The organism is Actinoplanes sp. NPDC000266 (assembly GCF_042899005.1).
Lineage (GTDB): Bacteria > Actinomycetota > Actinomycetes > Mycobacteriales > Micromonosporaceae > Actinoplanes.
Genome location: NZ_JBIAZI010000018.1, coordinates 91,699 through 103,913 on the forward strand (window position 1 = coordinate 91,699; position 12,215 = coordinate 103,913).

The following is a 12,215-nucleotide window of genomic DNA, read 5'->3' on the forward strand; positions in this document are numbered from 1 at the left end:
ACCGGGGTCAATGCGTTGATGATGGGTTACCCACCCGCCCGTTTCCTCAATCAGGCAAGCTGTCCCCATGACCGCACGGACGCTCGTTCTGCTCCGCCACGCCAAGGCCGAGATCATCGGCGACGATCAACGGGACTTCGACCGCAAGCTGACCGAGCGTGGCGAGACCGACGCCGACGCCGCCGGCGCCTGGCTGGCCGACGAGCGCCTCCACCCCGACCTGGTCTTCTGCTCCCCCGCCGCCCGCACCCGCCAGACCTGGCAGGGCGTCTCGATCGCGTTGGCCCAGGCCAAGCCGGGCGGCGGCGCTCCCGAGGTGCGCTACGAGGAGTCCCTCTACTTCGGAGGCCGCACAGAGGTCTTCGACCTGCTGCGCACGGTCCCCGACGCGGTCCACACGGTCCTGGTGGTGGGCCACAACCCCACCGTCTCCGAGGTCTCCCTGCTCTTGATCCCCGACGCCCAGTACGACGGCGTCGACGTGGCCCTCAAGACAGCAGGCTTGGCCGTCCACCGCGAGGACGGCCAATGGTCCACCACAGAGCCCAAGTCGATGCACCTGATCGAGCGACACACCGCCCGCGGCTAGCCTCGTTCGATCTGGGCCAGGTAGTAGTCGTGATAGCGGGCCAAGGTCGCCGGAACGTCGGCGGTGGCATGGCGCGCGAAGGCCTCGAACACTTCGCGGTACTCGGCCACGTCACGGCGGCCGCGGGTGGTCAGGCCGGTGTTGAACAGGTCTATCACCACGAGGTCCTCGTCGTAGACGACGAAGCCGTGCAGCGCGGGCACCTCGATCTCGGCATCGTCCGGGACGATGGCGATGCGCACGTTCGGTAGATCGTTGAGCTCGCGCAGGCTGCTGATCTGGGCGAGCATGTCGACCGGGGAACATATCCGGTTACGCAGCACCGACTCGAGAAAGACGAAGTGGAACGACTTGGTGCCGTCGGCCAGAGCTTCCTGGCGCCCGATCCGCGCCGCCACCGCGTTCCGGAGCCCGGCCTCTCTGTTCTGGGTCGCGTTCCCGCTCCGCGGTGCGAGCTGAAAGCCCGCCAGAGCGGCACGCGCGTAACCGCTGCTCTGTAAGAGACCTGTTATCAACGCCGGCTGAAAATCCCGAATCTCGCTCGCGTTCGACTCCCACTCGGCGAGAGTGGACTGCCGGCCGGCGAGATTGGCCGAGGTCGGGCGCCAATCGGTGAGCCGGTTGTACGCGCGCTCGCCCCGCTCGGCCCGCTCCTTCAGAGCTTGGGTCTCGCTCTCGCTGGCGCCGAGGGTGCGAGCGATCAGGGCAACGTCCTCGGGATCAGCGGCGCCCTTCCCCCGCTCGATCCGGGAGATTTTGGGCTGGCTCATGCCGACCCGCTCGGCGACCGTCGCGCCGGTCAGATTTCGCTCACGCCGCATGCGAGCCAGTGCGGCCCCCACCGGCTCCTCGGAGTCGGCGGGGGTGCCCGGAGCCGATGACACCTAGCACCCCCGAGGTTGTGTCAGGACAGGTTGCGCATCGCTTCCGCCAGCAGTTCCACGGGAATCTCGACAAGCCCCTCACCGTCGGGGAGGTCGATGCCGGTGTCCTGCGTTCTCACGGTAAAACCCTGGACCACGAGCGAGCCGTTGCCCGCCTCGTAGATCGTAGGGCACGAGCCGGCGGCACAGCGATTTGCGATCACTTTGAGTGATGATCCGCCGGAGCCGATTTCACCGGCTTCCTCGAATGAGTTAGTCACCAGAGAACCCTATTCAAAGATGAGACATCCCTCGCGGGAGTCCGAAAATTAGGTGAAAAAGTAATAGCATACCGGGACGATTCGGACGAGCTTGTAACCCGTCGGAGTGCCGCATGGCAAGGTGAGTGCTCACACATTGCCACATGGCAGATCGATACTCAAGACGATCCACTTAGCACAGAATGAACTCGCTGGATATTCACGCAGGGTGAATACACACTGTGAGTAACAGTCCAGCTACGGCTCTTGGATGGCAGTCATGATCGACAAGCAGCCGCAATTCCTGGCCCTGATGGATCGTCCCGAAGTCCTCCTCCTCATGGCCGGCGCCTGTCTGGTCGTGGCCCTCCGCTTCGCCACGCGGGCCATCAGACCGATAGGCGCGATCATCCAGTCGGCCGCTGCGGCGGCCGTTGTCGTCTTCGCCGTGGGCGTCGCCCTGGCACTCGTCGTCGCAGTCGCCGTAACCCAGTGATCGGAGGAGAAATGTCCGCTTACACAGTTATGGGCCTGGTCGCCCTACTGGTCGCGCTGGTCGCTCTCACCGAGGTGTTGGCCGCGTCCGTGCCTCTGCTGCTCGTGATCACGATGGTGCCGCCTCACGAGCGGGCGCAACTGGCCGAACTCATCGCCGCCGCTGATCGTGGTAGACGGCTGAGACTCTGGCCGGCTCTGCGCGCCGCGGTGGCGGCGCGCCGTTGCCGGAAGGAACGAACGAGCCCATGAACCGGACACGGCGAGGGCCGGCGGACTTGGTAGTCCACCGGCCCTCGCCGTTCTGCTAGCCGGAGATCAGAAGACGTCCTCGGAGAGGTCCATCAGGTCGAGGTTCGTGTTCTCGATGATGCGGCGGTCGGAGCCGATGCGGGGAAGGATCTCGCGGACGAAGAAGCGAGCCGCGGCGATCTTGCCCTCGTAGAAGTTCTTGTCGGCCGCCGAGACCTCGCGGCCCAGGGCCTTGAGGGCCACGTCGGCCTGGCGGAGCAGCAGCCAGGCCAGGACCACGTCGCCCAGGGCGAGCAGGATGCGGCGGGAGGTCAGGCCCACCTTGTACAGCTCGCGGGTCTCGCCGCCCTGCACCGCGGCCAGCCAGCCCATGGTCACGCCGAGGATCTGCTGGAGCTCGCCCAGAGCCTTGCCCAGGGCCAGGCGCTCCTCCTTGAGCTGGCCGTTGCCGGCCTCGCTCTCGATGAACGACTGGATCTCGGTGGCCAGGGTGGCCAGCGAACGGCCCTGGTCCTTCACGATCTTGCGGAAGATCAGGTCGAGGCTCTGGATCGCCGTGGTGCCCTCGTAGAGGGTGTCGATCTTCGCGTCGCGGACGTACTGCTCCAGCGGGTAGTCCTGCAGGAAGCCGGAGCCGCCGAAGGTCTGCAGCGACTCGTGACCGAGCAGCTCGTACGCCCGCTCGGAGCCGACGCCCTTGACCAGCGGGAGAAGCAGGTCGTTGACCTTGCTGGCGGCCTTGGCGGCGGCGGTGTCGCCGGCGGCCTCGGCGATGGCCACCTTGTCCTGCCAGGTCGCGGTGTAGATGACCAGGGCACGCAGGGCCTCGGTGTACGACTTCTGGAGCATCAGCGAGCGGCGCACGTCGGGGTGGTGGGTGATCGTGACGCGCGGGGCGGCCTTGTTGTCGTTCTGCACCAGGTCGGCGCCCTGTACGCGGTTCTTCGCGTACTCGAGAGCGTTCAGGTAACCCGTGGACAGGGTCGCGATCGCCTTCGTGCCGACCATCATCCGGGCGTACTCAATGATCATGAACATCTGGCGGATGCCCTCGTGCTTCTCGCCCAGCAGCCAGCCCTTGGCCGGTGTGCCGTGCTCGCCGAAGGTCATCTCGCACGTGTTGGAGGCCTTGAGGCCCATCTTGTGCTCGACGTTCGTGGCGTAGACGCCGTTACGCTCGCCCAGCTCGCCGGTCTCGGCGTCGAAGTGGTACTTCGGCACGATGAACAGCGACAGGCCCTTGGTGCCGGGGCCGCCCACGCCCTCCACGCCGACCGGGCGGGCCAGCACGTAGTGGACGATGTTGTCGCTCAGGTCGTGCTCACCCGAGGTGATGAAGCGCTTGACGCCCTCGATGTGCCACGAGCCGTCGGGCTGCGCGATGGCCCGGGTGCGGCCGGCGCCCACGTCGGAGCCGGCGTCGGGCTCGGTGAGCACCATCGTGGAGCCCCACTGCTTCTCGACGAAGAGCTTCGCCCACTGCTTCTGCTCCTCGGTGCCCTCCTCGTGCACGACGTGCGCGAAGGACGGGCCGGAGGAGTACATCCAGACCGGGGCGTTGGCGCCGAGGATGTTCTCGGCCAGCGCCCACCACAGGGCGCGCGGGGCGAGGGTGCCGCCGAGGGAGCCCGGCAGGTCGAGACGCCAGAACTCGGAGGCCATCCACTGCTCGAACGACTTCTTGAACGACTCCGACATCGGCGCGGTGTGCGTGGCGGGGTCGAAGACCGGCGGGTTGCGGTCGGCCTCGGTGTAGCTGGCCGCGAGGTCTTCGGTGGCGAGGCGGTTCACCTCGGAAAGAACGTCCTTGGCGGTCTCCGCGTCGATGTCCTCGTACGGCGCCTGGCCGAACGCACGATCAGCCTCGAAGACCTCGAACAGGTTGAACTGGAGGTCCCGAAGGTTGCCCTTGTAGTGAGTCATGCTGCTGGCCCCGCTCTCCGAACGCCGCGAGTCTTGGAGTTACCCGTCAGTAACTCCCACTGTATTACTGATCGGTAGAGGCGGACAACCCGCAAGCCGTTTCGTGACCGACCACCCGTGTGTGGGGGTCTGTCCGTCGGTTCGAACATCAAACGACTCCGATCGGGTGGCCAGCAGGACAGCCGTTCGGCTATTTGCGTGCTCCCATGCGCCCCACACGTATCGGAGGGTTCCTCGGCTCGTTGCTGTGGATAGACGTTCATTCAAGCCGCCAAGGGGGCGCGCATGTTCGCCACGATCAAGAGCCTGATTCCGGAGCCTCGCCAGGCGGACCAGCCACGTCACTACGTCGGGCGCCACCGCAAGCCGGAACCGGTGCCCGTACCGGTCTCTCCCGCGCCCGCTCCGCCGACCGGAGAGTCGGTCCCCGAGGAGTCGGTTCTCGAAGGCAAGACCGAAGAGATCGCCGCCGCCTAACTGCCGGCGGCGCCGACCTCCCAGCTCGGCATCGGCATCGTCGCGCCGTCGTCCGGGCCCGCGTATTCCAGCAGGACCAGCGCGATGTCGTCCTCGAGGCGGCCGTGCACCCAGTCGACCAGGGCGGTCTCGAGCGAGGCGAGCCCGTCACCGACCGTGCCGTGGCCCAGCAGCCGCCAGGCCCGGTCGGCGGTCGGGAAGAACTCGCCCTCCCGGCGGGCCTCGCCGAGCCCGTCGGTGAACAGCAGCAGTCGGTCGCCCGGCTCGAGCCGGGTGACCAGCGCTTTCACCTCGGGCATGAAGCCCAGCGGGGGCGCCGGCGCCGGCGGATCCAGCGGGATGACCTGGCCCCGCCGCAGCAGCAGCGGCGCCGGATGTCCACAGTTGACGATCGTGAGCGTGCCGCCACGCTCCTCGACCAGCGCCGCGGTCACGAAATCCTCGTCACCGACGCTGCGCGCGACCGCCCGGTCGAGGTCGGTCACCATGGCTTTCAGATCATTGCGCTCGTACGCCACGTGACGGTACGAGCCGAGGACGATGCTGGCCAGACGGACCGCGTCCAGGCCCTTCCCGCGCACGTCGCCGATGATGATGCGGACCCCGTACGGCGTGTCGAGGGCCTCGTAGAGGTCCCCGCCGATGTCGGCGGCGGCCGTCGCCGAGATGTAGCGGCCGGCCACCGCAAGCGAGCCGACCTGCGGCCCGAGCGGCCGCAGCACGGCCTGCTGGGCGACCGCGGCCAGCCGCTGCAACTCGGCGATCTTGTCGTCCTGCCGCTGCCGGATGGTGGCCACGGCGGCGGCGATGCCGGTGGCCAGCAGGATGCCGAGCAGGTTGACCATGCCGGCCACGGTGATCGGCCCGGCCGCGCCGACGAAGGCCATCCCGGCGATCGTCGCGATGATGCCGACGACGAGCACGGTCTGCCAGAAGGCGAAGACCGCAGCGAGGAAGGGGACGGCCGCGAACAGGCCCACGAAGTCGGCCGTGCTGGGGTCGGCCAGCTCCACCGCGGACACGACCGCGAGCAGCACGACGGCCGCGCCGAGGCCGGCGCGGGATCCAGGGCTCAGCGGGCGGCGGCGGCCCGACGGCAGAGTAGGCATGGTTACGCGACACAGCATGCCCGATCAGAGCGACGGACTGCACTAACTTGACCCGTAGTCTGAGCGGGTTCTGACCGCGCGGCGGAAGGGATCAGCCGCACGATGACAGGATGTCGGCGTGGCGAGCGACTTGCGTGAGCACCTCAGGGCCGGTTTCCGGTGGACCGATCCGGGCGACGGCAGCGGATATCTGGTGAGCGACCGCTCCGGCTGGTGGCGCGATCCGGTGATCCTCGACAAGCTCGGCGACGGCCTGGCCGAGATGTTCCGCGCCGACCACCCGACCGTGGTGGTCGCTCCGGAGGTCACCGGTTTCCTGGTCGGCCCGCTGGTGGCGAGGGCGCTGGGCGTCGGCTTCGTCGAGGCCTACCGGGCCGGGGCCCGCCGCCCGATCGCCGAGCCGATGATCTGGGCCGAGGTCCCGTCGGACCATCGCGGGGAGAAACAGCATTTGGGGGTACGTCGCCAGCTGCTCACGCCGGAGGACCGCGTGCTCGTGGTCGACGACTGGGCGTCCACCGGCGCCCAGGCCCGGGGCCTGCGAAGCCTCTTCGGCGCCGGATACGTGGGCACTGCGGTGATCGTGGACGAGACGCCGCCGCCAGTGGCCCGCGAGTTGACCATTCGGGGCCTGCTCAGCGGCGACGACATCGAACCGAACTAGTCCCGGACGAGCCCCCGGTTGGCGATGTAGCCGACCGGCGTGTATTCCGCGACGCCGGCCTTGACGTACGGATCCTCGGCGATCAGCTCGAGCGCCCGCTCCCGCTCAGTGACCTTGAGCACGAGCACCCCGCCGACCGGCGGATCCTGACGCCCGGCCGAGGCGAGCAGCCCACGCGCCTCCAGCGAGTCCACATAGGCCAGGTGCTCGGCGCGCACGGCGTCGACCTGCTCGACCGGCACGACGTACTTCGAAATCATCAGATACACGTCCGCAATCGTACGATCAATTTCGTGAACGACTTCGGGCAGTACGGGATCTGGGTGCCCGGCCGCGTCTGGCCGGACGACGCGAACGTGGTCGCCACGGCGGCACAGGAACTCGAGTCACTGGGCTACGGCGCGGTGTGGATCGGCGGCAGCCCACCCGACGACCTGTCCCTGGCCGAGGCCATCCTGGCCGCCACGTCGACCCTGGTCGTAGGCACCAGCATCGTCGACATCTGGCACAGCGACGGCGACGCCCTGGCCGCCAGCCACTTCCGTCTGCACGCCCACTTCCCGGGCCGCTTCTACCTGGGCGTCGGCTCCGGCCACGCCCCCACGGCGGCCTCGGTCGGCGAGGCGTACGTCAAGCCCCTGACCAAGCTCAAGTCCTTCCTGACCGGCACATTGCGGGACGTCCCCCAGGAAGAACGCCTGATCGCCGCCCTGGGCCCGAAGACGCTGGAGGCCGCGCGCGACCTCACGGCCGGCGCCCTCCCGTACCTGATGCCGCCCGCACACACCGCCGAAGCCCGCCAGATCCTGGGCCCCGATCGCCTGCTGATCCCCGAGCAGAAGGTCTTCGTCGGCACCGACCCCGCCCAGGCCCGAACAGTGGCGAGGCGCGTCCTGAAGCCATATCTGTCCCTCCCCAACTACACCAACCAGTGGCGCCGCTTCGGCATAACCGACGCCGACCTGACCGCCGACGGCAGCGACCGCGTAGTGGACCTGACAGTCACCTGGGGCGACGACGACACCATCCGCGCCGGCGTCCGGTCCCATTTCGAGGCCGGCGCCGACCACGTAGCGATCCAGGCCCTCTCCGCCGACGCCGCCCCTCACCTCCCCCGCGACGAGTGGCGCCGGATAGCGGAGCTCCTTTTCTGAGGTTTCTTCCGGATGGTTTCCGGTCGGCCGAGCGGACGATGGCGCCCGACACTTCCGAAAAGTTACATTTCAGGAGTGTTTTTGCAGATCACCGCGCGACCGGACCCCCGGCTGGTCGTCACCGCCCTGCGCCACGGCCTGCGCCGCCCGATGCTGATCGCCCGGGTGGCGGGCTGGGTGGCGATCGGGCTGGCCGCCCTGCTCGAGATCACCGGCAGCGGGCTGAACATCCCCCTGCTCGTGCTCGGCGTGGTCCTGGCCGTAGGCATCCCCCTCCTTCTAGTCAACACCGGCGCCCGCCGCGCCATGGACGCGGGCCGCCTGACGACGTACGAGATCAGCGACGGCGGCCTGGCCCTCTCCACGCTCGAGAGCCGCCACGCCTACGCCTGGACCGCCTTCACCACCGTCGACAAACTGGCCGGCCAGCTCGTCTTCGGTCGCACCCGGGCCCGCTTCCTGCCCGTGCCGACGGCCGGCCTGACCCCTGCCCAGATCGACGAGGTCCTCGGCGCCGCCGCCGGCCACGGCCTGCAGATCCGCTACTTCAAGAAGACGCCGTAGGCCTGGGGCTGTTTCTCCGGAGGCTCGGCCGCCCGCTCCAGACGCATGGTCTCGGTGAAGCCGGCCGCGGCAAGCAGGTCGGCCATCCGGGCCGGCGGATGGTCGTAGACGTCCAGGTCGATGTCGTGGCCGTAGCCGGTGGAGAGGGTCCGCTTGGCGTCGCCGGACTTGTAGGCGAGCAGCAGGCGGCCGCCCGGTCTCAGGACCCGGGCGAACTCGGCGAAAGCCGTGGGCAGCAGCTCGGGTGGGGTGTGCACGAGCGAGTACCAGGCGACCAGGCCGCCGAGGCTCGCGTCGGGGAAGTCCAGCTCGAGCATGGAGCCGATGGCGAAGGGGATCTGGGGGTACGCGGCCTCGGCCTCCCTGACCATGGCCGGTGAGAGGTCGACGCCCTGGATGTCGACGCCCAAGGAGGCCAGGTGGGCGGTGATGCGGCCGGTGCCGCAGCCGACCTCGGCCACCGGCCCGGTCACGAGCTCGGCGTAGGCGCCCAGCACGGCCCGGTCCCAGGTCGACTCGGCGACTGAGCTGCCGTTGAACAACTCGGCGTAGGTGGCGGCGACCGTGTCGTACGCCGCCCTGGTTCTGTCCAAATAGGTCCCCGTGGAGTTCGTCACGGGTTCATTCTGCCCCTGCGGAGACCCCCGGTCCGGAGTTATCCACAGGGGCGGAAGCGCGCCGGATTTGCGGCTTTCAGGCAGTCGGCCAAGTGCGGAAATTCTGGGCCGAGCGGCTCGGTGTGGGGCCGCGCTGGCCCTGGTAGCGCGAGCCGTAGACGGCGGAGCCGTACGGGTGCTCGGCCGGGCTGGAGAGCCGGAAGATGCAGAGCTGGCCGATCTTCATGCCGGGCCAGAGCTTGATCGGCAGGTTGGCCACGTTGGACAGTTCGAGCGTGACGTGACCGGAGAAGCCCGGGTCGATGAATCCCGCGGTCGAATGTGTCAGCAGGCCCAGGCGGCCAAGGCTGCTCTTGCCCTCCAGGCGACCCGCGAGCTGCTCACCGAGGGTGATCACCTCGAGCGTGGAAGCGAGGACGAACTCCCCCGGATGCAGGACGAACGGCTCGCCGGCCTCGACCTCGACCAGGGCGGTCAGATCGTCCTGCTGCTCGGCCGGGTCGATGTGGGTGTAAAGGTGGTTGTTGAACACCCGGAAGAACCTGTCCAGGCGAACATCGATGCTGGACGGTTGCATCAGTGCCGGCTCGAACGGCTCCAGGGCCAGGTCGCCAGATTTGATCTCGGAGACCAGGTCACGGTCGGACAGCAACATCGCAACACCATACCCAAGCTGCCCGTTCGGCGTGTTTTGGTGGGCGTGTCGAACGTATGTTCGATAGAATGACCACATGGCTTCCTGGTCCGATTTCGCCGCGGTTGAGCCCACCCTCGCGGCCGGCATCCGCGCGCTCCTCCAGCAGTACGGCCCTGGCCTGGCCTACCTGGCCACGGTGCGTGCCGACGGTGCTCCACGGGTCCACCCGGTGTCCCCCGTCTTCACCGACGAGGGACTCTATTGCTTCATCGTCGCCTCCCCCAAGCGTGGCGACCTAGACCGCGACGGCCGCTACGCGCTGCACTCTTTTCCCCCGGAAGAGAGCGACGACGAGGCTTTCGTGAACGGCCGAGCAGTCCGCGTCACCGACCCCCGAGTGATCACCCGCCTGGCGGGCGCCCTGCGGGCCTCACCAGACGTGGACTGGCGCCTCTACGAGCTCACGATCGAGTCGGCCACCTTGCGCCGCCACGGCCCAGCGGGCGCACTGCCCCTGTCCCCAGACGTGACGCCGCTGTCCCACACGTGGCGAGCCGAGTTACCGCGCCCACTGGCCGCAGTGAGTTAGACGAGGCGGTCCCGCCATCCCGACCACGAATCGGGTACAGTGGGGCCGCCACGCGGGTGTAGTTCAATGGCAGAACATCAGCTTCCCAAGCTGACAGTGCGGGTTCGATTCCCGTCACCCGCTCAGAGGCAGGGGCCCTGTGTCCGCGGAGAGCGCGGACCAGGGCCCCTTCGCATATCTGCCTGGGGGGCGACCCCCCAGACCCCCACGGTGCGGTGGATGCTGTGGAAAGCGGACCAAGACCTCTCGCATGTCGCCTGAAGGCACCCCCAGAGCGGTGCGGTGGTTGCTGTGGAAAGCGGACCAAGACCTCTCGCATGTCGCCTGAAGGCACCCCCAGAGCGGTGCGGTGGATGCTGTGGAAAGCGGACCAAGACCTCTCGCATGTCGCCTGAAGGCGCCCCCAGAGCGGTGCGGTGGTTGCTGCGGCAGAGGGTGGGGACGGCTGGGCGTGGGATTGTCTCGAGCCCTTTTTCACTCTCTCGAGTAATTGTCCTCCTGGGGCTCGAGCCCCAGGATTGCTGGCACGTGTCCGTCACCGATTAGGAGAGCACGTGCTTGGTAAGCAAACGGTCAGTGGTCTGCGCCGTAGCGACAACCACTTCACCACGGTGATGCCGTTCAAATGGCTGCTCGACAACTTTGCATCCGGCCTCGTCCTGGAAGATGCCCTCCGCGACGTGGAGCAGGGTTACACGGTGGACGAAAGGGTGGCCCAGCTCGCCCCGATGCGGGCCAAGATGCAGCGTCCGTTCCAACGCACCGTCGTGCAAAAGCGCAGTGTCAACGGGCAGTCGGTGGAGGTCTCCGTTCTTGATCCAACCCCTAAGTTGAAGAACACGAAAGGACCGCTCCGCGAGTACCTGCTCCAGCAGTTCGCCGACAGCTCAGAGGAGCATTTCGGTGTTCTGCCGGGGTTTGTAGGTGTATGGCCGGAGAAAATGCCAGCAACCCCGGTCAAGGCCGACATACCTGGCTACGCCGCGGTCTGGACCGAATACGACTTCAGCAACCTTGGACGAGGCACGCTCGCCGACGGTGAGTGCCGGCACCTGTGCGGCCTCTACATCAACGCCGACCAGAGCGTGTCGCAAGCACTGAAGGACAAACTCCTCAACAAGTTGGTGACCATCGAGATCTACCACGGCATCACCGTCGATCAAGCAGCCCAGATGTTCGTGGACCTCAACTACGAGGGCACGCCCATGGACAAGACTACGAAGGCCAATATCGATCCGCGCAACAAATGGGTATGGGCGGCGAAGAAGATCTTCGAGGAGCTCGGTGTTCGGCTTGCCACGGACGGGCGGCAAATCACGAACACCCATAAAGTGCACGGCCAGCTGCTGATGTTGACCCACGCCGAGCAGATGGTGAAGGCGATTGCCCTCGGCGCCTATAAAGCGAGTGGCAAAACGATCGCAAAGCGGGACGCGGAGTACGTCGCTGATCTCGATTGGGAAAAAGTGCACCGTGCAGGCGTCGACTGGTTCGGCGAGATCTTCCAGCACTTCGGAGGGCCTGGAATTCTGGTCGATGAGTCGCAGGTCGTACGAAGCATTCCGATCCGGCTCGCCCTGGCCGGTCTTGGCCAGCACTTCTTCCTCCACAACGAGCAGGGCACCCGTGACGCACGCCAGGCCTTACGCGACATCAACTGGGTCGTCAACGAAACCTGGAACGGCATCGCCGGCAAGGTGACCATCAACGACAGGGGTGAAGCGCGGCTGGCTGCGTCGGGCGCCAAGGAGAACATCACCAAGGCAGTTCAGGCCGTCAGCAAGCCCGATACGAAGGCTGGCCGGCTTGTCCGCGGTCTGAGCGCGCCCATCGAGGACACCGTCGCGGCATAGAGCATCGTGGCAGAGCGTCTGCCTTCGACAGCGATCGCCTCGGCGGCCGGGCAGAAGGCCCCGCGCCCACCGAAAGAGTGGGCTGGGCCTGGAGCAGGAGCGGTCGGTGGCGAAGCGCTGCTCGTCCAGGACGGCCGTGCGGTCTTCGGGAAGGCGGCGATCGTGGTCG

16 protein-coding genes and 1 tRNA gene are annotated in these 12,215 nt (G+C 67.4%); 10 read left to right on the top strand and 7 right to left on the bottom strand.

What is annotated here, in order from left to right:
- Positions 1-67: 67 nt before the first annotated feature.
- Positions 68-589, top strand: a complete 522-nt coding sequence (locus tag ACFY36_RS47355; RefSeq protein WP_499752494.1) for a SixA phosphatase family protein — start codon at positions 68-70, stop codon at positions 587-589.
- Here ACFY36_RS47355 and ACFY36_RS47360 read toward each other — a convergent pair.
- Both ACFY36_RS47360 and ACFY36_RS47365 read right to left on the bottom strand, forming a co-directional pair.
- On the bottom strand, positions 586-1,473 hold the full coding sequence (locus ACFY36_RS47360; RefSeq protein ID WP_499752495.1) for a helix-turn-helix domain-containing protein: 888 nt from the start codon (positions 1,471-1,473) through the stop codon (positions 586-588). The genes ACFY36_RS47355 and ACFY36_RS47360 overlap by 4 nt on opposite strands.
- A gap of 20 nt (positions 1,474-1,493) precedes the next feature.
- Positions 1,494-1,733, bottom strand: coding sequence for a hypothetical protein (locus tag ACFY36_RS47365; protein WP_499752496.1), 240 nt, complete (start codon positions 1,731-1,733; stop codon positions 1,494-1,496).
- A gap of 259 nt (positions 1,734-1,992) precedes the next feature.
- On the opposite strand from ACFY36_RS47365, the gene ACFY36_RS47370 reads away from it, so the two are divergent.
- Positions 1,993-2,208 carry a hypothetical protein gene (locus ACFY36_RS47370; RefSeq protein WP_499752497.1) on the top strand — a complete coding sequence of 72 codons (216 nt, stop codon included), beginning with the start codon at positions 1,993-1,995 and terminating at the stop codon, positions 2,206-2,208.
- Between the two features lie 11 nt (positions 2,209-2,219).
- Positions 2,220-2,459 (top strand): hypothetical protein, encoded by a 240-nt coding sequence (locus ACFY36_RS47375; protein WP_499752498.1) that lies wholly within the window; start codon positions 2,220-2,222, stop codon positions 2,457-2,459.
- 66 nt (positions 2,460-2,525) lie between these two features.
- On the opposite strand, the gene ACFY36_RS47380 is transcribed toward ACFY36_RS47375, so the two are convergent.
- A complete protein-coding gene (locus ACFY36_RS47380; protein ID WP_499752499.1) occupies positions 2,526-4,382 on the bottom strand; it encodes an acyl-CoA dehydrogenase in 1,857 nt (618 codons plus the stop codon).
- Between the two features lie 285 nt (positions 4,383-4,667).
- On the opposite strand from ACFY36_RS47380, the gene ACFY36_RS47385 reads away from it, so the two are divergent.
- The gene (locus tag ACFY36_RS47385) at positions 4,668-4,859 is read left to right on the top strand and encodes a hypothetical protein (RefSeq protein ID WP_498693580.1); all 192 of its coding nucleotides are present in this window, start codon (positions 4,668-4,670) and stop codon (positions 4,857-4,859) included.
- On the opposite strand, the gene ACFY36_RS47390 is transcribed toward ACFY36_RS47385, so the two are convergent.
- Positions 4,856-5,986 carry a PP2C family protein-serine/threonine phosphatase gene (locus ACFY36_RS47390; protein WP_499752500.1) on the bottom strand — a complete coding sequence of 377 codons (1,131 nt, stop codon included), beginning with the start codon at positions 5,984-5,986 and terminating at the stop codon, positions 4,856-4,858. The two genes, ACFY36_RS47385 and ACFY36_RS47390, sit on opposite strands and share 4 nt — an antisense overlap.
- A gap of 100 nt (positions 5,987-6,086) precedes the next feature.
- Between ACFY36_RS47390 and ACFY36_RS47395 the strand changes: the two genes are divergently transcribed.
- Positions 6,087-6,632 (top strand): phosphoribosyltransferase, encoded by a 546-nt coding sequence (locus tag ACFY36_RS47395; RefSeq protein WP_499752501.1) that lies wholly within the window; start codon positions 6,087-6,089, stop codon positions 6,630-6,632.
- Here the strand turns inward: ACFY36_RS47395 and ACFY36_RS47400 are convergent.
- On the bottom strand, positions 6,629-6,892 hold the full coding sequence (locus ACFY36_RS47400; RefSeq protein ID WP_499752570.1) for a YciI family protein: 264 nt from the start codon (positions 6,890-6,892) through the stop codon (positions 6,629-6,631). The two genes, ACFY36_RS47395 and ACFY36_RS47400, sit on opposite strands and share 4 nt — an antisense overlap.
- Before the next feature lie 33 nt (positions 6,893-6,925).
- Here ACFY36_RS47400 and ACFY36_RS47405 point away from each other — a divergent pair, with 33 nt between their 5' ends.
- Together ACFY36_RS47405 and ACFY36_RS47410 are read left to right on the top strand one after the other, a co-directional pair.
- Positions 6,926-7,786 carry an LLM class F420-dependent oxidoreductase gene (locus tag ACFY36_RS47405; protein WP_499752502.1) on the top strand — a complete coding sequence of 287 codons (861 nt, stop codon included), beginning with the start codon at positions 6,926-6,928 and terminating at the stop codon, positions 7,784-7,786.
- 75 nt (positions 7,787-7,861) lie between these two features.
- Positions 7,862-8,350 carry a YcxB family protein gene (locus tag ACFY36_RS47410; RefSeq protein ID WP_499752503.1) on the top strand — a complete coding sequence of 163 codons (489 nt, stop codon included), beginning with the start codon at positions 7,862-7,864 and terminating at the stop codon, positions 8,348-8,350.
- Here the strand turns inward: ACFY36_RS47410 and ACFY36_RS47415 are convergent.
- Entirely contained in the window at positions 8,329-8,967 is a 639-nt protein-coding gene (locus ACFY36_RS47415; protein WP_499752504.1) for a class I SAM-dependent methyltransferase, read from the bottom strand. The two genes, ACFY36_RS47410 and ACFY36_RS47415, sit on opposite strands and share 22 nt — an antisense overlap.
- A gap of 76 nt (positions 8,968-9,043) precedes the next feature.
- On the bottom strand, positions 9,044-9,622 hold the full coding sequence (gene dcd / locus ACFY36_RS47420) for a dCTP deaminase (RefSeq protein WP_499752505.1): 579 nt from the start codon (positions 9,620-9,622) through the stop codon (positions 9,044-9,046).
- Positions 9,623-9,698: 76 nt separating this feature from the next.
- Between dcd and ACFY36_RS47425 the strand changes: the two genes are divergently transcribed.
- The 3 genes from ACFY36_RS47425 (at position 9,699) to ACFY36_RS47435 (ending at position 12,046) form a co-directional block, all read left to right on the top strand.
- Positions 9,699-10,193, top strand: coding sequence for a pyridoxamine 5'-phosphate oxidase family protein (locus tag ACFY36_RS47425; RefSeq protein ID WP_499752506.1), 495 nt, complete (start codon positions 9,699-9,701; stop codon positions 10,191-10,193).
- Positions 10,194-10,245: 52 nt separating this feature from the next.
- Positions 10,246-10,316, top strand: a tRNA-Gly gene (locus ACFY36_RS47430).
- Positions 10,317-10,747: 431 nt separating this feature from the next.
- Entirely contained in the window at positions 10,748-12,046 is a 1,299-nt protein-coding gene (locus ACFY36_RS47435; protein ID WP_499752507.1) for a hypothetical protein, read from the top strand.
- The last annotated feature ends 169 nt before the right edge of the window (positions 12,047-12,215 follow it).